Annotated in this window: 12 protein-coding genes; 8 read left to right on the top strand and 4 right to left on the bottom strand. The window is 76.3% G+C overall.

Annotated elements, in window-relative coordinates; genetic code table 11:
* Positions 1 to 2 precede the first annotated feature (2 nt).
* Entirely contained in the window at positions 3 to 2,672 is a 2,670-nt protein-coding gene (locus tag ACYQBY_RS11590; protein WP_459644008.1) for a DEAD/DEAH box helicase, read from the bottom strand.
* 177 nt (positions 2,673 to 2,849) lie between these two features.
* On the opposite strand from ACYQBY_RS11590, the gene ACYQBY_RS11585 reads away from it, so the two are divergent.
* The 7 genes from ACYQBY_RS11585 to ACYQBY_RS11555 all read left to right on the top strand — a co-directional run bounded on the left by ACYQBY_RS11585 (position 2,850) and on the right by ACYQBY_RS11555 (position 17,157).
* The gene (locus ACYQBY_RS11585; protein ID WP_459644388.1) at positions 2,850 to 3,218 is read left to right on the top strand and encodes an STAS domain-containing protein; all 369 of its coding nucleotides are present in this window, start codon (positions 2,850 to 2,852) and stop codon (positions 3,216 to 3,218) included.
* A gap of 22 nt (positions 3,219 to 3,240) precedes the next feature.
* Positions 3,241 to 3,690 carry an ATP-binding protein gene (locus ACYQBY_RS11580; RefSeq protein WP_459644007.1) on the top strand — a complete coding sequence of 150 codons (450 nt, stop codon included), beginning with the start codon at positions 3,241 to 3,243 and terminating at the stop codon, positions 3,688 to 3,690.
* A gap of 130 nt (positions 3,691 to 3,820) precedes the next feature.
* Complete coding sequence (locus tag ACYQBY_RS11575) at positions 3,821 to 6,277, top strand: sodium-translocating pyrophosphatase (protein WP_459644006.1); 2,457 nt, start codon at positions 3,821 to 3,823, stop codon at positions 6,275 to 6,277.
* 22 nt (positions 6,278 to 6,299) lie between these two features.
* Positions 6,300 to 7,808 (top strand): DUF7059 domain-containing protein, encoded by a 1,509-nt coding sequence (locus ACYQBY_RS11570; RefSeq protein WP_459644005.1) that lies wholly within the window; start codon positions 6,300 to 6,302, stop codon positions 7,806 to 7,808.
* A 110-nt stretch (positions 7,809 to 7,918) separates the two neighbouring features.
* A complete protein-coding gene (locus tag ACYQBY_RS11565) occupies positions 7,919 to 11,800 on the top strand; it encodes a PAS domain S-box protein (protein ID WP_459644004.1) in 3,882 nt (1,293 codons plus the stop codon).
* 199 nt (positions 11,801 to 11,999) lie between these two features.
* The gene (gene topA, locus ACYQBY_RS11560) at positions 12,000 to 14,825 is read left to right on the top strand and encodes a type I DNA topoisomerase (protein WP_459644003.1); all 2,826 of its coding nucleotides are present in this window, start codon (positions 12,000 to 12,002) and stop codon (positions 14,823 to 14,825) included.
* 118 nt (positions 14,826 to 14,943) lie between these two features.
* Positions 14,944 to 17,157 carry an alpha-galactosidase gene (locus tag ACYQBY_RS11555; RefSeq protein WP_459644002.1) on the top strand — a complete coding sequence of 738 codons (2,214 nt, stop codon included), beginning with the start codon at positions 14,944 to 14,946 and terminating at the stop codon, positions 17,155 to 17,157.
* Positions 17,158 to 17,194: 37 nt separating this feature from the next.
* Here the strand turns inward: ACYQBY_RS11555 and ACYQBY_RS11550 are convergent, their stop codons facing one another.
* On the bottom strand, positions 17,195 to 19,186 hold the full coding sequence (locus ACYQBY_RS11550) for a M48 family metalloprotease (RefSeq protein WP_459644001.1): 1,992 nt from the start codon (positions 19,184 to 19,186) through the stop codon (positions 17,195 to 17,197).
* Positions 19,187 to 19,439: 253 nt separating this feature from the next.
* Between ACYQBY_RS11550 and ACYQBY_RS11545 the strand changes: the two genes are divergently transcribed.
* Positions 19,440 to 20,159, top strand: coding sequence for a M15 family metallopeptidase (locus ACYQBY_RS11545; RefSeq protein ID WP_459644000.1), 720 nt, complete (start codon positions 19,440 to 19,442; stop codon positions 20,157 to 20,159).
* Positions 20,160 to 20,227: 68 nt separating this feature from the next.
* On the opposite strand, the gene argG is transcribed toward ACYQBY_RS11545, so the two are convergent.
* On the bottom strand, positions 20,228 to 21,676 hold the full coding sequence (gene argG, locus ACYQBY_RS11540) for an argininosuccinate synthase (RefSeq protein ID WP_459643999.1): 1,449 nt from the start codon (positions 21,674 to 21,676) through the stop codon (positions 20,228 to 20,230).
* A gap of 105 nt (positions 21,677 to 21,781) precedes the next feature.
* Positions 21,782 to 24,112: a beta-propeller domain-containing protein gene (locus ACYQBY_RS11535; RefSeq protein ID WP_459643998.1), complete on the bottom strand. Its 2,331-nt coding sequence runs from the start codon at positions 24,110 to 24,112 to the stop codon at positions 21,782 to 21,784.
* Positions 24,113 to 24,232: the final 120 nt, after the last annotated feature.

The following is a 24,232-nucleotide window of genomic DNA, read 5'->3' as shown; positions in this document are numbered from 1 at the left end:
GGTCAGCCGCCCGGTGCGGCCAGCGCCGCGGTGAGGGTGGTCAGCAGCGCCAGGGCGCCGTCCTTGTCCAGCGGCTCGTTGCCGTTGCCGCACTTGGGGGACTGCACGCACGAGGGGCACCCCGAGGCGCACCCGCAGGAGGCGATCGCGTCCCGGGTGGCGGCCAGCCACTCCAGGGCCCGGGTGTGGCCGCGGTCGCTGAAGCCGGCGCCACCGGCGACGGCGTCGTGGACGAACACCGTGGGCAGCCCCGTGTCGGGGTGCGCCGCGGTGGACAGCCCGCCGAGGTCCCAGCGGTCGCACGTGGCGAGCAGGGGGAGCATGCCGATCGCGGCGTGCTCGGCGGCGTGCAGGGCGCCGGGCACCCGCAGCTGCGCGGCGGCCCGCGCCCGCTCCACCTCGACCGACGCCACGGCGTCGCCGCCGACCGACGCCGTGGCGTCCGTCGCGACCGACGCGACCGCGTCCGTCCCGACCGACGCGACCGCGTCCACGGCCGTCCGCGGCTCCACCGTCCACCACACCGCGCGGGTCCGCATCCGCCGCGCCGGCAGGTCCAGCGGCACCTCCCCGAGCACCTGCCCCGTCCGCAGCCGCCGCCGCAGGAACCCCACGACCTGCGAGGACACCTCCACCACCCCCGAGGACAGCGTGAACGGCCCGTGCACGGCCGTGGAGTCGGTGGCGAGGACCCGCACGTCGGACAGCTCCCGCGGGTGGGTGGTGTGGTCCGGCTCCTCCCGGTGCACCACGGCCACGGACTCCTCCAGGTCCAGGCGGTCCACGACGTGGCCCACCCCCTGGTGCACGTACACCGCGCCGGGGAAGACGGTGGTGTGCGACGCCGCCGCGTCCACCGTGCCCAGCACGCGCCCCGTGCCCTCCTCCACGACCCGCACCGGCTCGCCGGCGGAGCCGCGCAGGTCCGTCAGGTCCACGGCCCGCTCCCGGCGCGTCCAGTACCAGCCGGTGGCGCGCCGCCGGAGCATGCCGCGCTGCACGAGCAGGTCGAGGACGTCGGCGGTGGTGGGCCCGAACAGCTCCAGGTCGGCGTCGGTGAGGGGCAGCTCCGCGGCGGCCGCGCACAGGTGCGGCGCCAGCACGTACGGGTTGTGCGGGTCGAACACCGACGCCTCCACGGCTGGGCCGAGCAGCGCGTCGGGGTGGTTGACGAGGTAGGTGTCCAGCGGGTCGTCCCGGGCGACGAGCACCCCCAGGGCGTGCCCCCCGCGGCGCCCCGCCCGGCCGACCTGCTGCCACCAGGAAGCCCGCGTGCCGGGCCAGCCGGCGACGAGCACCGCGTCGAGGCCGGAGACGTCGACGCCGAGCTCCAGGGCGCTGGTGGTGCTCAGGCCCAGCAGCGCCCCCGAGCGCAGGTCCGCCTCGAGCTGGCGCCGCTCCTCGGGCAGGAAACCGCCGCGGTAGGCGGCGACCCGGCGGGCCAGGGCCGGTCGCCGCTCCGTCAGCGTCCGCCGCGCCGCCGCCGCCACGGCCTCGGCGGCGTGCCGGGAGCGCACGAACGCCAGCGTCCGCACCTCCTCGGCGACGAGGTCGGCGAGCAGGTCGGCCGCCTCGGCGGTCGCGGTGCGCCGCAGGGGACGGGTGCCGTCGGCGACGGGAGCGCGCCGGGGCGCCCGGGCGGCGGCGCCCGCGCTCTCGCGGTCGTCGAGCCCGCCCGCGCCCCCGCCGGCGTCCCGCGCGTCCTCCGGCGGGGGTGCGCCCACGGCGTCGTCGAGCCGGGCCAGGGCCTCGGCCACCTCCTCGCCGCCGGCGCCCTCCAGCACCGGGCCGCCGTCCGGCGCCGGGACGCCTCCGCCGCGGTCCACCAGCAGCGGCGGCTCCCACAGGGCCAGGGACACCGCCCCGCGCGCGGAGGTGTCCTCCTCGACGGACCCCACGTCCAGGCCGGTCAGGCGGTGCGCCGTCGCCGCGGGGTCGGCGACGGTGGCGGAGGCCAGCACGAACACCGGCTCGGCGCCGTAGCGGGCGGCGAGGCGGCGCAGCCTGCGCAGCACGGCCGCGGTGTGCGCGCCGAACACCCCGCGGTAGGAGTGGCACTCGTCGACGACGACGTAGCGCAGGCGCCGCAGGAAGGAGGACCACCGCTCGTGGCCCGGCAGCACGGAGCGGTGCAGCATGTCGGCGTTCGTCAGGACGTAGGCGGCGTGCTCGCGGATCCACCGCCGCTCCTCCGGCGGGGTGTCCCCGTCGTAGGTGGCGGCCCGGACCCCCGGCACGGCGAGGGCGCGCAGCGAGTCGAGCTGGTCGGCGGCCAGGGCCTTGGTGGGGGAGAGGTACAGGGCCGTGGCGTCCCGCCCCGAGGGCGCGGCCGCACCGGCGCGCAGGTCGGTGAGCACCGGCAGGAGGAACGCGAGGGACTTGCCGGAGGCGGTGCCCGCGGCCAGGACGGTGGAGCGCCCGGCGTGCACGGCCTCGGCGGTGCGGACCTGGTGCAGCCAGGGGCGGGCGACGCCCCGGCGCCCGAAGGCGGCGACGACCTCCGGGTCGGCCCAGCCGGGCCAGTCCCCGTGCCGCCCGGTGCGGGCGGGCAGCCGGCGCAGGTGCCGCAGCCGCCCGGTGCCGCGGCGGTGCAGGACGGACTCCAGGACGGCGGCGTCCGGGGTCCCGGCGGGAACGGGTCCGGGGACGGGTCCGGGCGGGTGGGCTGGCACCGCACGAGTGTGACCGCCCGGCGCGGGCGGCTCGACCGGTGCCGGGCGGGGCGGCGGCGTTTCGCGCCGGGCTCGCGGGGGGAGGGGTCCCTGGGCGCGCCCCTCACGCACGGCGATGGTTCAATGCCTGTCGGACCCATCGTGCGGTGGGTCGTCGTGCTGCAGCGAGGAGGGCTCGTGGATCTGTCGGTGACCAGCCGGGAAGAGGGCGGACGTACCGTCGTCGAGGTGTCCGGCGAGATCGACGTGTACACCGCCCCGACCCTGCGCGAACGGCTGAACGAGCTGGTCGGAGCGGGGCACCACCACCTCATCGTGGACATGGAGGGTGTGGAGTTCCTGGACTCCACCGGTCTCGGTGTCCTCGTCGGTGGCCTGAAGCGCGTGCGCTCGCACGACGGGTCGCTGCACCTGGTGTGCCAGCGGGAGAAGATCCTCAAGGTCTTCCGCATCACCGGCCTGACGAAGGTGTTCCCGATCCACGACTCGGTCGCGGACGCCATCGCCGCCTCGAACGCCGCGGACACCTCCGGCGCCGCGTCCTGACGCTGTCAGGCGCCGGAACACCGTGCCCACCGTCGCCCTGAGGTTCAGCCCTCTGGCCGAGCACGTGCGCACGGCCAGGCTCGTCGCCGTGGCCGTCGCACGCCGGGCGGGTTTCGAGGAGACCCAGCTCGACGAGATCCGCATCGCCATCGGTGAGGCGTGCGCGCGCGCCGTCCTGCGGACGGACGGCGACGCGTTCGTGACGATGGACCTGTGCGACGACGACGACTCCCTGGACGTCGTGGTGCGCGACGCGAGTTCCGACGGCCCGGTGCCCTCCGACGCCGAGGACCCGCTCGCGCTCGCCCTCATGGCGGGCATGGCCGAGGCCGTGACCGTCGAGGACTCCGGGGGAACCCCTGGCGTGGTGCGCATGTCGTGGTCGCGCCAGCCCCTCGCCGTGCCCGGCGCCGACCTCACCACCGACCCCGCCACGGGGTCGGTTGGTGACTCGGGGCCACGAGAACCGTAGACTCCCTTCCGCGATCTTGACTCGCCGAGCGGACCGCGCTTCATAGCGGGCCGAGCGGACCGCGCTTTGTAGCGGGCGGGACCGTCACACCGTCGTGGCGTCTCGGACCGCGCCACGTCGAGGAGGACGGATGCCCGCACTCGCCCAGTCCATCGCCGCATCGACCACCGGGGCCGCCACCGATGCCCTGAGCGGCCCCAGCCAGATCATCGTGATCGGCGTGGGGGTCGTGGCGGTGCTCTCGCTGCTCGTCGCCGTCGTCTTCCGCCGCCAGGTGCTGGCCGCGGACGAGGGCACCGAGAAGATGCAGGCCATCGCCCTGTCGGTGCAGGAGGGCGCGAGCGCCTACCTGCGCCGGCAGTTCCGCACCCTGGTCTGGTTCGCCGTCATCGTGTTCGGCCTGCTGTTCCTGCTGCCCGCGGAGGAGACCGCGGAACGGGTGGGCCGCAGCGTGGCGTTCCTCGCGGGGGCGGGTTTCTCCGCGGCGATCGGCTACCTCGGGATGTCGCTGGCGGTGCGGGCCAACGTCCGCGTGGCCGCGGCGGCCCGCAACGGCGCCGCCGGCCGCGAGGAGGGCATGCGCATCGCGTTCCGCACCGGCGGCGTGGTCGGCATGGTGACCGTCGGCCTGGGCCTGCTCGGCGCGGCGGTCGTCGTCCTGGTCTTCCACCAGCAGGCCCCCACGGTGCTGGAGGGGTTCGGTTTCGGCGCGGCCCTGCTGGCGATGTTCATGCGCGTCGGCGGCGGCATCTTCACCAAGGCCGCGGACGTCGGCGCCGACCTCGTCGGCAAGATCGAGCAGGGCATCCCGGAGGACGACCCGCGCAACCCCGCCACCATCGCGGACAACGTGGGCGACAACGTCGGCGACTGCGCCGGCATGGCGGCCGACCTGTTCGAGTCGTACGCGGTGACCCTCGTGGCGGCGCTCATCCTGGGCAAGGCGGCCTTCGGCGAGCAGGGCCTCATCCTGCCGCTGGTCATCCCGGCGATCGGCGCGCTGACCGCGATGCTCGGCGTCGTCCTGGTGCGGGCGCGGCCCGGTGTGAACGGCCTGACGTCCATCAACGTCGGTTTCTACCTGAGCGCGCTCATCGCCTTCGTCGGCGTGGCGGCGGCCTGCTTCCTGTACCTGCCCGGCTCGTTCGCGGACTTCGCCGGCGCCCCCGCCGACGTGACGCAGCTGCAGGGCAACCCCAAGTTCGTGGTCCTGGCGGCGGTGACGCTGGGCATCGTGCTGGCCGTCCTCATCCTGTGGCTGACGGGTTACTACACGGGTACCGACGCCCCGCCCACGAACGAGGTGGCGAAGACGTCGCTGACGGGCCCGGCGACGGTCGTGCTGTCGGGCATCGGCCTGGGCCTGGAGTCGGCGGTGTACACGACGGCGGTGATCGCCGGTGCCGTCTTCATGGCGTTCATGCTGGCGGGCGGCACCCTGACGCTGGGCATGTTCTTCATCGCCCTGGCGGGCTGCGGTCTGCTGACGACGGTCGGCGTCATCGTCGCCATGGACACCTTCGGCCCGGTGAGCGACAACGCCCAGGGCATCGCGGAGATGAGCGGTGACGTGACCGGCGAGGGCGCGCAGGTCCTCACGGAGCTGGACGCGGTCGGCAACACCACCAAGGCCGTCACCAAGGGCATCGCGATCGCCACGGCGGTGCTGGCGGCGACGGCGCTGTTCGGCTCCTACCGCAACGCGGTGCAGGACGCGCTGAACACGGCCGTCTCCACCGTGCAGGGCAGCCCGCGCGAGTACGTCATCCACACGATGGCCCGCTTCGAGATCATCACGCCGACCACGCTGGTGGGTCTGCTGCTCGGTGCGGCGGTGGTGTTCCTCTTCTCCGGCCTGGCCATCAACGCGGTGGGCCGCTCGGCGGGCGCGGTGGTCGTGGAGGTGCGCCGCCAGTTCCGCGAGCACCCCGGCATCATGACGGGCGAGGAGAAGCCCGACCACGGCCGCGTCGTGGACATGTGCACCCGGGACGCGCTGCGGGAGTTGGCGACCCCGGGTCTGCTGGCGGCGTTCGCGCCGATCGCGGTCGGGTTCGGGCTGGGCGTCGGCCCGCTGGCCGGGTTCCTGGCGGGTGCGATCGCGGCGGGCGTGCTGATGGCGGTGTTCCTCGCGAACGCCGGTGGCGCCTGGGACAACGCCAAGAAGATCGTCGAGGACGGCCACTTCGGCGGGAAGGGCTCGGAGGCCCACTCCGCGGTCGTCATCGGCGACACGGTGGGGGACCCGTTCAAGGACACCGCCGGCCCGGCGATCAACCCGCTGCTGAAGGTGATGAACCTCGTGGCGCTGCTCATCGCGCCCGCGGTGGTCAGCATCAGCATCGGGGAGAACGAGAACTCCTGGCTGCGGTACGGCATCGCGGCGGCCGCGACCGTGATCATCGTCGTGGCGGTCGCGCTGTCCAAGCGCCGCTCGGTGGACATCACCGGTCCCGGTGAGGGCCCCGGTGACGCCGTGGAGGACGCCCTCGACGGCGGCCCGGGTGTGCCGCTGAGCAAGGGCGCGGGCAGCGTGGCGTACCCGTCGGAGGGCCACACCTCCGCGAACGACCCCATGCGCCCGTGAGCGTCCCGCCGCGGAGCGGGGCGTGAGCGCAGCCCGGCTCGTCGGGCTGCTGCGGTCGGACCTCGAGGCCGCCGGGTACACGGTGGACGGCGTGCACGCCGTCCTCGGCCCGGCGGCCTCGGCCGCGCTCGGGCGCGGGCAGGTGGTGCCGGCGCTGCGGGTGACGGAGGGTTCGGGCGAACCCGCGGCGGTGCTGCTGCGCTGCCTGGTGCTGGGCCGGCCGGTGCCGCGGCAGGCGCTGGAGGCGGCGCTGCCGTCGCTGGGCGCGGACGGGGCGCGGCAGCTGGGGCTGGTGCGCGCCGCCGGGGCCGGCCCGCAGGACGAGGTGCTCGCGGAGGTGGAGCTGCGGCCCTACGCCGCGCAGGACGCCGCCGGGCACGCCGACTGGTGGGTCGTCTCGGACCTGGGGGAGCTCACCACCCGCGGGCCGCTGCGCACCGACCACGTCCTGGGGGTCGGCGGGGCCTCCACGATGCTGGCGCAGTGCACGCTCCGCTCCCCGGTGGGGCGGGTGCTGGACGTCGGGACGGGCTGCGGGGTGCAGGCCCTGCACGCGTCCCGGCACGCGCGGCACGTGACGGCCACGGACGTCTCGGAGCGGGCGCTGAACATGGCGGCGATCACCGCGGCGCTGAACTCGGTGGTGCTGGACCTGCGGGAGGGTTCGCTGTTGGAGCCGGTGGCGGGGGAGGAGTTCGACCTCGTCGTCTCCAACCCCCCGTTCGTCATCACGCCGCGCGGCGCGGGGGTGCCGCGCTACGAGTACCGCGACGGCGGGATGGCCGGTGACGCGGTGGTGGAGGAGCTGGTGCGCGGGGTCGCGGACGTCCTGGCCCCGGGCGGGGTGGCGCAGCTCCTCGGCAACTGGGAGCACCGCGCGGGGGTGGCGTGGCAGGAGCGGGTGGGTGCGTGGCTGGACGGCACGGGCCTGGACGCGTGGGTGGTGCAGCGCGAGGTGCAGGACCCGGCGGAGTACGCGGAGCTGTGGATCCGCGACGGCGGGCAGGGCCGCGGCCCGGACTTCGACGCCCAGTACTCCGCATGGCTCGACGACTTCGCCGCACGCGGGGTGGAGGCCGTGGGGTTCGGGCTGCTGACCCTGCGCCGGCCCGCCTCGGGTGAACCGATGCTGCGGCGGCTGGAGGAGGTGCACGGCCCGGTGCGCCAGCCCCTGGGGGAGCACCTGGCGGTGGCGCTGGCCGCGCACGACTGGCTGGCGGGGCGGGACGACGCGGCGCTGGCCGCGGCGAGGCTGCGGGTGGCGGGTGACGTGACGGACGAGCGGCACCACGTCCCCGGGCAGGTGGACCCCTCGGTGGTGCTGCTGCGGCAGGGCGGCGGGTTCGGCCGGGTGGTGCGGGCCTCTGCGGACCTGGCGGGCCTGGTGGGGGCCTGCGACGGGGAGCTGACCGTGGGGCAGGTCGCGGCGGGGCTGGCGGTGCTGACGGAGCGGGACCCCGGGCAGGTGCGGGCGGAGCTGCTGCCCGCGGTGCGGGAGCTGGTGGCGGACGGGATGCTGCTGCCGGTGTGAGGTGCGGCCACGCCGACCCTCACTACGGTTCGCACTCGAACGGTTACGCTCGAGCAGGTGGGCCGGGCGGGTGCGCATCCGGTGACGGGCCCCGACGAGCGGAGGTGGGTGTGGCGCCGGAGCAGGCGGCGGACACCTCCGGGGGGGCCCGCACGAGCGACTCGCGCTGGCGGGCCCTGCTCGCCCACGCGGCCGACGTCACGTGGACCGCCGAGGCAGACGCGACGATCACCTGGGCCACCTGGTCGCTGGAGGGTCAGCTCGGCTGGGGCCTGGACGAGGTCACCGGCCGCTGCGCGTTCGACTTCGTGCACCCCGAGGACCGCCCGGCCTTCCGGGAGGCCTGGCAGCGGCTCACGAGCGGTACGGGACAGCAGGTGGTCCTCGAGTGCCGGATCGCCCGCGCGGACGGGACGTGGCGCTGGGTGCGCGAGACGCTCACCGACCTGCGCCCGGACCCGTCCGTGGGTGCCGTCGTCGGCAACGTCGTCGACATCACCGACCGGCGGCTGGAGCAGCGGGCCCGCGAGCGGCAGGAGAGCCGCACGCGGGCGGTGTTCGAGCAGTCGCACGTGCCGCAGGCCACCGTGGACGCCGCCGGCCGGCTCTCCGCGGTCAACGCCGCCCTCTGCGACCTGCTGGGACGCCGGCGCGAGGAGCTCCTCGGCCGGGCGGTCACCGACCTGCACCACCCCGACAGCCCCGTGGTGCCGGGGCGCTCCGTCGCCGACGTCCTGACCGGGCGGCAGGCGGTGCAGGTGGAGCGTCTCCTCCTCCGTCCCGACGGGCCCCCCGTGCCGGTGCTCGTCGACGTGACGCCTCTCCACGACGCGGACGGCACCCCGGACGGCGCCGTCTCGATCTTCCACGACCTGACGGCCCTGCGGGACAGCGAGCGCCGCCGCGCGGAGCAGGAGCACCTCCACGGCGTCCTGAGCGCCCGCACCAGCGACCTGGCGCTCGTGGCCGACCCCGAGGGCCGGATCCGCTACGCCTCCTCCGCCGCGCAGCACCTCTTCGGCTACGCCGTCGAGGACCTCCTGGGGCGGGTCGGCTGGGAGCTGGTGCACCCCGACGACGTCGACGCCGCGAAGGAGACCTACGCGCAGGTCGTCGCGGGGGGTGGCACGCGCACGATGCAGCTGCGCGTGCGGGCCGCCGACGGTCGGTGGCGCTGGGTGGAGGACACCGTGAGCGATCTGCTCGGCACCTCCGTCGGCGGTCTCGTGTGCAACCTGCGCGACGTCACCGAGCGCGTCGAGGCCGAGCAGGCGCTGCGCGCCTCCGAGGCCCGCTACCGCACCCTCGTCGACACGGCGGAGGAGGGCATCTGGGCGGTCGGCACCACCGGGCGCACCCTCTACGCCAACGCGCGGCTGGCCGACCTGCTCGGGCTGCCGCTGGAGGAGGTGTACCGCCGGTCGGTGCGCGAGCTGCTCGAGCCGGCCGCCGACGCCGACGCCGCCGGGCTGCTGCACCGGGCTGCGCACGCCACCGAGCGCTACGAGGTGCGCTACCGGCCTCCCGGCGGTGGCGAGCGGTTCTTCCGGGTGGCGGCGGCGCCGCTGCCGGGTGCCGACGGGACCGTCGAGGGGTCGATGGCCCTCGTCTCCGACGTCACCGAGACCCGCCGCGTCGAGGAGGTGCTGCGCCACGCGGCCCTGCACGACGCCCTGACGGGCCTGCCGAACCGCACGCTGCTCACCGAGCGGCTCCGGCACGCGCTCGCCGGTCCCGGCCGCACGGGTGTCGTCTTCCTCGACCTCGACGACTTCAAGCAGGTCAACGACTCCCGCGGCCACGGGACCGGGGACCGGCTGCTGCTCGCCGTCGCCGAGCGCTTCGCGGCCGTCACCGGCCCGCGCGACACCGTCGGCCGCTTCGGCGGGGACGAGTTCCTCGTGGTGTGCGAGGACACCGACGAGGAGCGGGCCGCGGCCGCGGCCCGCTCGCTGCTCGACGCCCTGGCCGAGCCGTTCGAGGTGGCCGGCGAGCACCTGCACGTGGCGGCCTCGGTCGGGGTGGCCGTCTCCCCGCCGGCCTCGGCGGAGGACCTGCTGCGCTACGCCGACATCGCGATGTACGCGGCCAAGGACGAGGGGCGCGCGCGGGTGCGGCTGTTCGACGCCGCGCTCGGTGAGGACGTGGAGCAGCGCTACGCCCTCGCCGCCGACCTGCGCGCGGCACTGGCGGCCGACGAGCTGGCCGTGCACCTGCAGCCCGTCCTCGACCTGCGCAGCGGCCAGGTCGTCGGCGTCGAGGCGCTGGCCCGCTGGGAGCACCCCGTCCTCGGGTGGGTGCCTCCCTCGCGGTTCGTGGCCGTCGCCGAGGCGCACGGCCTCGCGTCCGAGCTCGACCGGTGGGCCCTGCGCCGGGCGCTGCGCGAGGTGGCGCGGCTGCTCGCGCAGGGCGCGCTGCCCGCAGGTGCCTACGTCGCGGTGAACCTCTCCGCCCGCAACCTGGCCGATCCGGCCCTGGAGCAGGCGGTCGTCGCCGAGGCCGCGGCCGCCGGGCTGCCGGCGGGGCAGGTCGTGCTGGAGATCACCGAGAGCTGCCTCATGGAGGACGCCGAGGAGGCCGCGGACCTGCTGCGCCGGCTGCGCGCGCGCGGCTTCGGCGTGGCGGTGGACGACTTCGGCACCGGCTACAGCTCGCTGGCGTACCTGCGCGACCTGCCCGTCACCGCCCTGAAGATCGATCGCAGCTTCGTCGCGGACATCGCCACCAGCCGCGACGCGCTGTCGATCGTGGCGTCCATCCTCGACCTGGCCCGCGCGGTGGACGCCGCGGTGATCGCCGAGGGTGTGGAGACGCGGCGCCAGGCAGACCTGCTGCAGGAGCTGGGCTGCCCGTACGGGCAGGGCTGGTTGTGGAGCCCCGCCCTGCCGCCCGCCCGGGTGGGAGGGGCCTGGTCGTGGACGCGCGCCGCCGAGCTGCCGCGCGGGCCCGGCGCGGGCGCAGCCGCCGGGCACCGGCCGGGCGCCGCCCTCACCGGGACCGCCTTCCCCGACTTCGTCACCGCCGCGCAGGAGGTCCTGCCGCTCCTGCGCAGCCGGACGGGCCTGCGGCTGTGGACGCTGATGCGCACCGCAGGCGACGAGCAGGTCGTGCTGGCGGCGGACGACACCCCGGACAGCGGGTACGACGTGCCGCCGGGGACGGTGCTGTCCTGGGCGGGGTCGCTGTGCACCCGGATGGTGGAGGGGCTGGGGCCCGCGATCGCCCCCCGCGTGGCCGACGCCGAGGCCTACGCGCTGGCCCCCAACCGGCGGGAGCTGCACGTCGAGGCGTACGTCGGGCTGCCGCTGCGGGAGCGCGACGGGACCCTGTTCGGCACGCTGTGCGGCTTCGACCCGGCGCCGCAGCCGGAAGCCCTGCGCGAGAGCGAGGAGTTCCTCGTGCTGCAGGCCCGGCTGCTGGCGACGGTCCTGGACCTGGAGCTGGACCGGGACCGGCAGCGCCGCCGGGCCCAGCGGGCCGAGGAGGACGCGGCACGCGACCCCCTGACCGGGCTGGCCAACCGGCGCGCGTGGGACGCGGCCTTCGAGGCGGAGGAGGCGCGCTGCCGCCGCTACGGGCACCCCGCGGCGGTCGTGGTCGTCGACGTCAACGGGCTCAAGGAGGCCAACGACACCCGCGGTCACGAGGCGGGTGACCTGCTGCTGCGGCGCTGCGCGGAGGTGCTGCTGGCCGGCTCGCGGGAGACCGACCTCGTCGCGCGCCTGGGCGGTGACGAGTTCGGCGTGCTCGTCGTGGAGACCGACCGCGCCGGCGCCCTGGCCCGGGTCTGCCGCACCCGCGAGGCGCTGGTCTCGGCGGGTGTCGGTGCCGCCGTGGGGCTGGGCGTCCGGGGCGGCGCCGGGTCGCTGCAGGCCGCGTGGCGGGAGGCCGACGAGGCGATGTACGCGGACAAGCGTGCCGCCGCCGGGCGCACCGGCCGGCCCGCCCGGGGCGCCGGTGCTGCTCCCGGCCCGGTCGACCCGGCCCGCTAGGCCCGGGCGCCGCGACGACCCGCGGTGGGAGCACCGCGCCGCGCCGTGCGACGCTGGGGAGGCGGGCGACGCCCCGGCCGGTGCCCCGGGGAGCATGATCGACCGCGGGTGGCCTCCGAGGCGGCTACCGTGCGTGAGGCAGGAGGGCGGCCGCGTCGCAGGCGTGGCCGGGAGCAGTGCGGAGAGGACGGCAGGACCAGTGGCTGGCAGGACGACGGCGAAGGCCGGGACGGGGGACGGGGTGCGCCGGCTCGTCATCGTGGAGTCGCCCTCGAAGATCGCGAAGATCGCGAGCTACCTCGGGGACGGCTACGACGTGGAGGCCAGCGTCGGGCACATCCGCGACCTCCCGCAGCCCTCCCAGCTGCCCGAGGACATGAAGAAGGGCCCGTTCGGCAAGTTCGCCGTGAACGTGGAGGACCGCTTCGAGCCGTACTACGTGGTCGACGCGGACAAGAAGAAGAAGGTCGCGGAGCTGCGCCGGCTGCTCAAGGACGCCGACGAGCTGCTCCTGGCCACGGACGGCGACCGCGAGGGCGAGGCCATCGCCTGGCACCTGGTGCAGGCGCTGGAGCCGAAGGTCCCCTACAAGCGCATGGTGTTCTACGAGATCACCCGCGAGGCCATCCAGCGCGCGCTGGGCGAGACCCGCCCGATCGACGACCGCCTCGTCGACGCGCAGGAGACCCGCCGCATCCTGGACCGCCTGTACGGCTACGAGCTGTCCCCGGTGCTGTGGCGCAAGGTGCGGGCGGGGCTGTCCGCCGGTCGCGTGCAGTCCGTGGCGACCCGCCTGGTGGTGGAGCGCGAGCGCGAGCGCATGGCGTTCCGCACCGCCTCCTACTGGGACCTCGTGGGCACCTTCGCCCCGGCCGAGGGGCCCGGCTCGGCGTTCTCCGCGCGGCTGGTGTCCGTGGACGGCGCCCGCGTGGCGACCGGCCGCGACTTCGCCGACACCGGTGAGCTGCGCACGAAGGGCGCCGTGCACCTCGACGAGGCCGCCGCCACGGGCCTGGCCGCCGCCCTCGACGGTGCCGGTTTCGCCGTGCGCTCGGTGGAGGACAAGCCGTACACCCGCCGTCCGGCGGCCCCGTTCATCACCTCCACCCTCCAGCAGGAGGCCTCCCGCAAGCTGCGGATGTCGGCGCGGCAGGCGATGCGCACCGCGCAGTCCCTCTACGAGGGCGGCTACATCACCTACATGCGCACCGACTCCACGCTGCTGTCGGACCAGGCGACGAGGGCGGCCCGCGCGCAGGCGGCGGAGCTGTACGGCGCCGACTACGTCCCCGAGCGCCCCCGCGTCTACACCAGCAAGGCGAAGAACGCGCAGGAGGCGCACGAGGCGATCCGCCCGGCGGGGGAGGTGTTCCGCACCCCCGCGCAGCTCGCGGGTGAGCTGTCGGGTGACGCGTTCCGCCTGTACGAGCTGATCTGGAAGCGCACCGTCGCCTCGCAGATGAACGACGCGCGCGGCACCACCGCGACGGTGCGCCTCGGTGCGAGGGCGGCCGACGGGCGCGAGGCGGAGTTCTCCGCCAGCGGCACCGTCATCACCTTCCGCGGGTTCCTCGCCGCCTACGAGGAGGGCCGCGACGAGGCCCGGCACGGCGAGGAGGCGGAGGAGGGCGCGGACCGCCGGCTGCCGCAGCTGGCGCGCGGGCAGGCGCTGGACGTGGAGGGCCTGCGCACCGACGGGCACGAGACGTCGCCCCCGCCGCGCTACACCGAGGCGAGCCTGGTGAAGGCGCTGGAGGAGCGCAGCATCGGCCGGCCCTCCACCTACGCGGCGACGATCGCGACGATCCAGGACCGCGGCTACGTCCGCACCAAGGGCAACGCGCTGGTCCCGACGTGGCTGGCGTTCGCGGTGATCCGGCTGCTGGAGGAGCACTTCCCGCGGCTGGTGGACTACGACTTCACCGCGGCGATGGAGGAGGACCTCGACGCCATCTCCCGCGGCGAGCAGGACCGGGTGCGGTGGCTGACGCGGTTCTACTTCGGCGACGACGGCCCCGTCGGTCCCGGCGGGGACCCTGCCGACGGCGGGGTCCCGGCGGACCCGGACGGCATGTCGATGGAGGGCGTCAAGGGCCTGGCCGACGACCTCGGCAAGATCGACGCGCGGGAGATCTCCACCGTGGAGATCGGTGAGGGCATCGTCCTGCGCGTGGGCAGGTACGGGCCGTACCTGGAGGCGAGCGGGGAGGACGGCACGCCGCTCAAGGCGAGCGTCCCGGAGGACATCGCCCCCGACGAGCTGACCCCCGCGAGGGCGTGGGAGCTGCTGACCACCCAGTCCGACGGGGACCGGGTCCTCGGGCAGGACCCGGCCGGCGGGCGCACCGTCGTGGCGCGCACCGGCCGCTACGGCCCGTACGTCACCGAGCTCGTCGAGGACGAGCCGGAGCCGGCGCCCGCGGAGGAGGGGGCCAAGCCGAAGCGGGCGGCGAAGAAGGCCGCGAAGGCGAAGCCGCGCACCGCGTCGCTGTTCAAGGACATGCAGGTGGAGACGGTGACGCTGGAGCAGGCGCTGCAGCTGCTGTCCCTGCCGCGCGTGGTGGGGGTGGACCCGGAGTCCGGGGACGAGATCACCGCGCAGAACGGCCGGTTCGGCCCGTACCTGAAGAAGGGCACCGACTCCCGCTCCCTCGCCTCCGAGGACCAGCTGTTCACGGTGACGCTGGAGGAGGCGCTGGCGATCTACGCCCAGCCCAAGACCCGGCGCGGGCAGACGGTGAAGCCGCCGCTGGCGGAGCTGGGCCCGGACCCGGTGTCGGGGCAGCCGATCGTGGTGAAGGAGGGCCGGTTCGGGCCGTACGCGACGGACGGCACGACCAACGCGACGCTGCGCAAGGACGACGACCCGGAGACCCTCACGCTGGAGCGGGCGGCGGAACTGCTGGCCGACAAGCGCGCGAAGGGCCCCGCGCCGAAGAAGACGGCCGCGAAGAAGGCCCCGGCGAAGAAGGCCCCGGCGGCCAAGAAGCCGGCGGCGAAGAAGGCCGCGGCCGCCAAACCCTGAGCACACCCGCACACCGCCCCCGCCACCGCTCCCCGGTGCGGGGGCGGTGCCCGTCCTCCCGCGCGCACCTGGCACCGTGGCCGTGCACGGCGGCCGCAGCACAGGACGGGGAGGAACGATGGGCAGCGTCGAGGACCGGGGCGTCGGGGACCGGGAACCCGGCAGCGGGCTGCTGCACTGGCGGGCGGCGGGGGTGAGCGTCGTGCTCGACCTGCGCGAGGGGTTCCTGCCCGCGGTGCTGCACTGGGGCGCGGACCTCGGGGACGTGGACGGCGCCGAGCTGGCGGACCTGGCCGTGGCCGCACGCCGGCCGGTGGCCCCGAACCAGCTCGACGTGCCCGTCCGGCTCGGCGTGCTGCCGGAGCACGCGCGCGGCTGGGGAGGCACCCCGGGCCTGGCCGGTCACCGGGCGGGCGGGGCGGACTGGTCGCCGGACTTCACGGTCGTCTCCGCCGAGGAGTCCACCGGGGAATCCACCGGAGGAACCACCGGGGGCTCCGCAGCGGGGGGTGGGTCGCGGCGCCTGGTGGTCGAGGCCGCGGACGCCACCGCGCGGCTGGGCCTGCGGCTGGAGCTGGAGCTCACCCCGCAGGGCGTCCTGCGGGCACGTGCCGCGGTCCGCAACACCGGCACCACCCCGTACGTCGTGGACGGCCTCACCCTCGCGCTGCCCGTGCCGGAGGTCGCCACCGAGGTGCTGGACCTGGCGGGCCGCTGGTCCAAGGAGCGCATCCCGCAGCGCACGGAGTTCCGCGTCGGCACCCGGCTGCGGGAGAACCGGCGCGGCAGGACCGGCGCCGACGCCAGCCTGCTGCTCGTCGCCGGGACGGCGGGTTTCGGGTTCCGCTCGGGGGAGGTGTGGGGCCTCCACGTCGCGTGGAGCGGCAACCACCGCGAGCTCGCCGAGCGCCTCGCCTCGGGGGAGAAGGTCCTCGCCGGCGGGGAGGTGCTGCTGCCCGGGGAGGTGGAGCTGGCCGCGGGGGAGGAGCACGAGGGCCCGTGGCTGTACGCGGCGTACGGCCGCGACGGCCTGGACGAGCTGTCGGCCCGCCTGCACGCCCACGTCCGCGCCCGCCCGAACCACCCCGCCAGGCCCCGCCCGGTGCTGCTGAACGTGTGGGAGGCCGTCTACTTCGACCACCGCCTGGACCGGCTCACCGCGCTCGCGGACGCCGCCGCGGAGGTGGGCGTGGAGCGCTACGTCCTGGACGACGGCTGGTTCCGGCACCGCCGCGACGACACCGCGGGCCTGGGCGACTGGTACGTCGACGAGGACGTGTGGCCGCAGGGGCTGCACCCGCTGGTGGAGCACGTGCGCGGCCTCGGCCTGGAGTTCGGGCTGTGGGTGGAGCCGGAGATGGTGAACCCCGACTCCGACCTGTACCGGGCCCACCCGGACTGGGTCCTGACCACGGGTGTGCAGCGGAACCTGACGTCCCGCAGGCAGCTCGTGCTGGACCTGGGCAACCCCGACGTGTTCGCCCACGTCCTCGGCCGCCTCGACGCGCTGGTCACCGAGTACTCCCTGACGTACCTGAAGTGGGACCACAACCGGGACCTCGTCGACGCCGGCACCGGCCCGCTGCGCGCCGCGGGGGTGCACGTGCAGACCCGCGCGGTGTACCGGCTCCTGGACGAGCTGCGGCGCCGGCACCCGGACCTGGAGATCGAGTCGTGCTCCTCCGGCGGCGCGCGCGTGGACCTGGGGATCCTGGAGCGCACGGACCGGGTGTGGGCCTCGGACTGCATCGACGCGCTGGAGCGGCAGGACATCGACCCGTGGACGCAGGCGCTGCTGCCCCCGGAGCTGGTCGGCTCCCACATCGGCAGCCCGCACTCCCACACCACGGGCCGCACCCACGAGCTGGCCTTCCGCGCCGGCACGGCCCTGTTCGGTCACCTGGGCATCGAGTGGGACCTGACCCGCGCCGAACCTCGGGAGCGCGCCGAGCTGGCGCGGTGGATCGCGCTGCACAAGGAACTGCGGCCCCTGCTGCACGGCGGGCTGGTGGTGCGCGAGGACGACCCCGACCCCTCGCTGCGGGTGCGCGGTGTCGTCGCGCACGACGGCTCGGAGGCGGTGTTCGCCGTGGCGCGGGTGGCGGCGGGGGTGACGGCACCGCCGCCGCGGCTGCGCCTGCCGGGGCTGGACCCGCAGCGCCGCTACCGGGTGGCGGCGGTGCCCCTGGCCGACGGTGGCCCGGACGCCCCGGCGTGGTCGGCCGGGGTGACCCTGGGCGGGCGGGCGCTGGGGCGCGCGGGGCTGGCCGTGCCGAACCTGCGCCCGGAGCGGCTGGTCCTGCTGCGGGCGCAGGCGGTGGACGGGGGCTGAGCGGGCCGGGGGAGGCACGGCGCCACCCCCGGCCGGTTCAGCGGGGCGCCGCCTCCCAGCGCTCGCGGTCCAGGCGCGAGCCGAGCAGCATCCCGAGCTCCTCGGCGGGGGAGCTGCCGTGCTCGGTGACGTCCAGGGTGGTGCGCACCTCCAGCTCCTCCCCGCCGGCCAGCCGCAGCCGGAGCTGCCAGCCGTGGACCCGCGGGCGCAGCCGGGCCGCCACCACCTCGTCGGTGTCGACGAACCGCGCCCCGGGCAGCTGCGCGCACGCCCGGACGCCCTGCCCGGCGAGGGAGGCGATCCGCCCGGCGTCGGCCTTCTCCTCGTCCCCCAGCACCCCGGAGGTGAGGTTCGACAGCCCGGCGCGCAGGCGGCCCGGCTTCGGGCAGGGCACCAGCAGCAGCCCGCTCGTGCAGACGAGCAGGTCGTGCCGGCGCCGGGCCGTGGTGACCTGGGCGAAGGCGGCGACGACGTCCGGCTCGGGTTCCGCCACGGCCGCCACCGCACCCTGCGCGGCGCCGGCCCCCGCCAGCAGCTCCCGCAGGACGGGCACCCCCGTGGCGGGCTCGGCCACCGCCCGCTCCACGAGGTCGCGCACGCCGGGCCCGGGCACGGGTTCCCCGGCCGGATCGACGACCTCCACCGCCGGCGGCCCCGTCCAGTCCAGCACCACGCGCACGCGGCCGCACTCGGCGAGGCGGACGACGACGAGGGCGCCCAGCAGCTCGGCCAGCACCTCCGCGCGGGCCTGCTCCACCTCCTCCGCGGGCAGGGCGGGGTTCGTCAGGGGAGCGGCGAGGCGCTGCCCCTCGCCCCGCTCCACGGCGTCGAGGACCGCCGCGGCGGTCACCGGCCCGGGCAGGCCCGCGGAGGTCGCGGCCCGCGCCAGGTGCCCGGCCATCTCCCGCAGCCGGTTGAGGGTGCCGAGGGTGACGAGCTCGGGCCAGTCGGCGGGCGGGTCGTCGTCCTGGAACAGCTCGACGGTCGCCGCGCGCAGCGCCGCCATCGCCGTGACCTCGTCGGGTGCGGTGCCCAGCAGCGTCCACGCCGGTGCCGCCCCGCCGGCCCGGTCGGGGGTCGCGGCGGCGGGACCCGCGAGCGCCTCGAAGCGGGCGATGCGCTGCGGGGTGGAGGGGTGGGAGTCGAGGAAGGAGCCGCGGCCCTGCTCGGCCAGGACCTCGTCCGCGACGGCGGAGAGGCGCTCGGCGTCAGCCTGGAGCAGGTGGTGGAAACCCCCCACCACGTCGGGGCGCCGCTGCGCCGGGACGGAGAGCTGCAGGTAGTTCTCGCAGTAGTGGTCCCACGCCACGTCGAGCTCGGCGGTGCGGCGCAGCGCCGAGGCGGCGGCCGCCGGGCCCGCCAGGCGCGCGGAGTGGGCGTCGGCGTCCAGCTCCTGCTGCCGGTTGGCCGCGGAGGCGAGCAGGCCGAAACCCCGCGCGTAGGCGGAGAAGACCAGGCGTACCGGGCCGCGCAGGTGGTCCAGCAGCCCGCCGAGGCCGTCGGTGAGGCGGCGGGTGCGGGCCAGGGCCCGGGTGTGCCCCTCCCCGAAGTGGCCGAGCTCGTGCGCCAGGACGCTGCGCAGCTCCGCGCGGGTCGTGCCGGTCAGCAGCGGCAGGCCGAGGACGAGCTCGCGGCGCCCGGTGGCCTCGGTGACGGCCGCGTTGACGTCGGGGGTCAGGACCGCGCGGACGGGGGCGGCGGTCACGACGGAGGCGGCCAGCTCGTCGATCTCGGCCCACAGCCGGGGGTGCGCAGAGCGGGTCAGCTCCACCCCCGGGGTCGGCTCCGAGCGGGCGCGCCGCGCGGAGGCCACGGCCCGCCAGGCGCCCACGACGAGCGGCACCAGCAGCAGCCCGGCGACCTTGACGGCGACGACGGCGTGCGCAGAACCCACGGCCACGACGAGGAGCGTGACGGCGAGGAGGAGGCCGAGCACCAGGACGGGCAGCAACCCCAGGTACAGGAGCGAGGCGGTGGCCAGCACGCGGGTGAGGGGGCGCGTGGTCGTGGTGGGTGGGGCGGCGGGCACGGGAGGCTCCTCGGGCGGTGGGCCCCGGCGGCGCCGGCGCCGGCACGTCGTCGTCGGCGTCCGGCGCCCGGGGGTGGGACGTCAGCACCGTCCCATCGCGGCGGCCGCGCGGAACGTTCCACGGCCCCCCCGTCCGGCGCAACCACCCGGACCGCGTGCCCGCGGACAGGGCACCCGGCCGGTTCCCGGCCTAGCCTGGGGGATGGCGAGAAACCGGGACACCCCTCCCGCGCCCCGGAGCCGGGCGCTCCCGGTGCGCGCGGGAGCGGCGGCGGTGGCGTTCCTCGCCGTCGCCGGCCAGGCCGCGGCGGCACCCGCGGAACCGCCCGCCGCCCCGGCCGGCGCGGCCACCACCGCCGACACCGGCGCACCCACCGTGTTCCGGGGTTCCCGCCGCGCGGCGCCGCCGGGCCGGTTCGTCGGGGTGGTCTCGCCCGTCACGGCGGCGGACCTGCCCGCGTCGTGGCGCCCCGGCTGCCCGGTCCCCCCGGAGCGGCTGCGGCTGCTGACCGTCTCCCACGTGGACCTCGCCGGGCGCACCCGCCTGGGGCGCCTCGTCGTGCACGAGACCGTCGCCGAGCCGCTGCTGCGGGTCTTCGCCCGCCTGTACGAGCTGCGGTTCCCCGTGGAGCGCGTCGAACCGGTGGACGCCTTCGGCGGGTCCGACGACGCGTCGATGGCCGCGAACAACACCTCCGCGTTCAACTGCCGCCGCACCACCGGTGGCACGCGGTGGTCCGAGCACGCGTACGGCACGGCGATCGACGTGAACCCCGTGCAGAACCCGTACGTGCGGGGCACGACGGTGCTGCCGTCGGCGGGGCGGGGGTTCCTGGACCGCTCCAGGCCGGGCCCCGGGGTGCTGCTCGCCGGTGACCCGGTCGTGGCCGCGTTCGGGGCGGCGGGGTTCCGCTGGGGCGGGTACTGGTCGAGCTCGAAGGACTACCAGCACTTCTCCACGACGGGCCGCTGAGCCCGGCGGCCGGAACGCCTGCGGGAGCAGGGTTCCGGCCGCGGGGTTCTCCCGCCGGGACCGCTGGTTCAGTCCGTGCCGGACTCCATCGCGGCGCGGTCGAGCAGCACCTCGTCCGGGGAGACCGTCCCGCGCGAGGCGATGGCCTCGGCCCCGCCCTCGTCCATGGCGCCGATCAGCCCGGTGGAGGCCGCCTGCGCCGCACCGATGAGCGTCGGGTGGGAGTTGCCCACCATGCCGAGGCGGGCGTACTGCTCCAGCTTGGCGCGGGAGTCGGCGATGTCGAGGTTGCGCATGGTCAGCTGCCCGATGCGGTCCACCGGCCCGAACGCGGAGTCCTCGGTGCGCTCCATGGACAGCTTGTCCGGGTGGTAGCTGAACGCCGGCCCGGAGGTGTCGAGGACCGAGTAGTCCTCGCCTCGCCGCAGCCGCAGGGTGACCTCGCCGGTGACGGCGGTGCCGACCCAGCGCTGCAGCGACTCGCGCAGCATGAGGGCCTGCGGGTCCAGCCAGCGGCCCTCGTACATCAGGCGGCCGAGGCGGCGTCCCTCGCTGTGGTACGTGGCGAGGGTGTCCTCGTTGTGGATGGCGTTGACCAGCCGCTCGTAGGCCGCGTGCAGCAGCGCCATGCCCGGCGCCTCGTAGATGCCGCGGCTCTTGGCCTCGATGATGCGGTTCTCGATCTGGTCGGACATGCCCAGCCCGTGCCGCCCGCCGATCGCGTTGGCCTCCAGGACCAGGTCGACGGGGGAGTCGAACTCCCGGCCGTCGATCGTCACCGGCCGCCCCTGGGCGAAACCGATCGTGACGTCCTCGGGGACGATCTCCACCTCGGGGTCCCAGAACCGCACGCCCATGATGGGCTCGACGATCTCGACGCTGGCGTCGAGGTGCTCCAGGGACTTCGCCTCGTGGGTGGCGCCCCAGATGTTGGCGTCGGTGGAGTACGCCTTCTCGGTGCTGTCCCGGTAGGGCAGGCCGTGGGCGAGCAGCCACTGCGACATCTCCGTGCGCCCGCCGAGCTCGCTGACGAAGTCGGCGTCCAGCCACGGCTTGTAGATCCGCAGGGAGGGGTTGGCCAGGAGGCCGTAGCGGTAGAACCGCTCGATGTCGTTGCCCTTGAACGTGGAGCCGTCGCCCCAGATCTGCACCTCGTCGTCGAGCATCGCCCGCACCAGGAGGGTGCCGGTGACGGCGCGCCCGAGGGGGGTGGTGTTGAAGTAGCTGCGCCCGCCGGAGCGGATGTGGAAGGCGCCGCAGGCCAGCGCGGCGAGCCCCTCCTCCACCAGGGCGGCGCGGCAGTCGACGAGGCGGGCGAGCTCGGCGCCGTACATCGAGGCGCGCTGGGGCACCGAGGCGATGTCGGGCTCGTCGTACTGGCCGATGTCGGCGGTGTACGTGCAGGGCACCGCGCCCTTGTCCCGCATCCAGGCGACGGCCACCGAGGTGTCCAGGCCACCGGAGAAGGCGACTCCGACGCGCTCGCCGACGGGCAGGGAGGTCAGTACCTTGGACACGCGGTGAAGTATGCACACTTATGGATGTTCATGCAACGCTGCCCGGACGGCGCCGCACCCGGGCCGCCGTCCCGCGGCGGCGCGGTCGCGGCGGCGCGGCCGGCCTCAGCGCAGGTCCACCGCGGCGCGGCGCTCCAAGCCCGGCAGGCCGAGCAGCGTCAGCGACGTCCCGCCCGGTCCCTCGGCCACGACGACGACCCCGTCGCCCACGGGCACGGCCCGCCGCACCCACCGCTCCGTCCCCGCCCGGAACTCCCCGGCGAGCCCGACCTGCCCGGACTCCTCGACCCGGACGGCGACGACCGTGCTGCCGGCCTCGCCCTGCACCGGCACCAGCGCGAGGCGGTGCCGCGGCAGGTAGGAGAAGGCCCGGGAGTCGCCCTCCACGTCCGACCCCCACCCGGGCAGGGCCACCGCGTCCAGCCGCCGCGGCGCCGAGGGGTCCCGCAGGTCGAACGCCGACACCTGCGGCGTCGTGAGCTCCCCCTCGTCGGTGCCGTCCATGCCGACGCCGAGGACGACATCGCCGCCGACGGGGTGCAGGTAGCCGGAGTAGCCGTTGACCTTCAGCTCCCCCGCCACCCGCGGGCGCTCCGGGTCGGACAGGTCCACCGCGTACAGCGGGTCGGTCTGCCGGAACGTCACCACGAGCGCGGTGTCGTCGAACCAGCGCACGGAGCGGATGCTCTCGCCCGGCCCGAGGCCGCCGACGGAGCCGCGGGCCACCAGCCGGTCACCCTCCTCGGCGAGGACGGTGACGAACGACTCCGAGCGCGGCGGTGCGGGCGGCCCGCCGATTCCTGGGTCGACGGGGACGGGGTCGCCGGGCACCGGGCCGCCGATGCCGGGGTCGACGGGCAGGGGCTCACCGGTCCCCTCGTCGCCGGCCCCCTGCTCGCCGGCGCCGGGCTCGGCGGGCCGTGGCTCCACCTCCTCGCGCAGCGGCGTCGCGGGGGAGATGCCGGGCGCCTCCGTCACGGTGGTCGCCACCCGCAGCCGCCCGTCCTGCTCGTCCAGGGCCCAGCGCCCCAGGACGGTGCCCTGCACGGCACCGGAGGCGACGTAGCGGGTGCGTGCGGGGTCGGTGGTGTCGAAGGAGTGCAGCTCCGTGCGCGCCGCGCCCTCCGCGCCGCCGCGGGACCAGTCCTGCGTCGCGACGTACAGCCGGTCCCCGGAGGCGTACACGGTGCCGGAGTCGCTGGTGACCGCGGTGGTGTCGCGGGTGGGCAGCTCCGGTGCCCGCGCGTCGAGGGTGAGCACGGTGGTGGTGCCGAGCCCGGCGGGCGCGCCGGGGTGGGCGACGTCCGCGCACGCCACGGCCGGGGTGCGCCGCACGACCTTCCCGTCCGCGCCGCGCTCGATGCGGTGCGGCAGCCAGTCGGCGCCGTCCAGCTCCTCCACGACGGCCCGGTTGGCGGCCCGCGCGCGCTCCTCCTGCTGCCGCGTCGGCGGCGTCCACACCGGCTCCGGCGCCGGTCCGGGAGCGGGTGCGGCGGTGGGTTCGGCGGCGGGCTCGTCGGCTCGGGCGGCGGGCGTGGCGGGGTCCGGTCCCGGCTCAGGGCTCCAGGTGCCCTGGGGCTGCTGGAAGCGCAGCAGCGGCGTGGAGGTCAGGACCAGGCGCACCGCGCCGCCTGACAGCCGCGCCGAGACGTAGCCGCCCTCCAGCTCCTCGGTGCGCCGGACGCGGGGGGCGGCGGGGTCGGACAGGTCGACCACGGTGACGTGCGTGGTGCCGGGCCCGCCCCACGGCAGGGAGCTGAGCGCGGCCGCGCCCTCGCCCGCGCCGTCCTCGGCGGTCCCGGCGCTCCAGGCGCTGCTGACCACGACGGCGCGCCCGTCCACGAGGAGCAGCTCGGTGGCGACCTCGCCGGGCAGCCCGACCGAGCCCAGGGCGGTCAGCTCCCCGTCCCGGGCGCGCGCGACGTGGAGGCGGGTGCCGCTGACGGTGACCACCAGGTCCCCGGCGACCTTGACCAGGTCGGGCTCGTCGACGCCCTGCTCCTGCACGTTGGTGCCGGTGCCGCCGGGCCCGACCGCCCCGCCGAGGGCGGAACCCGCCTGGTCGGCCGTCGAGCCCGAGTACGCCGGGGCGGCGACCGCCGTGCCCGGGCCCGCCGCCCCGGCCGCGGACTCCGCCACGGCGGTTCGCAGCATCGCGCCGCCGGCGAAGAAGGCGTCGTGGCCGCCGCCGTCGAGCCCGTACGGGCCCACCCGCGGCAGTGCCGCGCGGGTGAACCACCCGTCGAGCGCGGCGCAGTCGGTGAACGGGGTGAGGCCCGTCGCCCGCGCCTCCTGCCCGTCGAGGGTCACGGGGAGGGCGACCGCCCCCACTGCCAGCGCCGTCAGCGCCGCCGCCCGGCCCACCCGGCGGCGGGAGCGCACGCGCCCCGCGTCCCGTCCCGGGTCCTGTCCCGGCGTCCCGCCCGTGCCGTCCATGTCCGCTCCCCGTGCCGCCCCGCCGCTGGTGCCTGCCGGAGCTGGGATGCGGGCCGGGGCCGTTCGGTTCCGCGCCGCGCGCGGGTCGGGCCCGTCCGGGCCGGCATCTACCCTGGCGGG

The sequence above is a fragment of the Kineococcus anabasis genome (assembly GCF_054590795.1).
The sequence above is the reverse complement of the archived record's forward strand: the minus strand, read 5'-3'. Positions and strand labels throughout refer to the sequence as shown.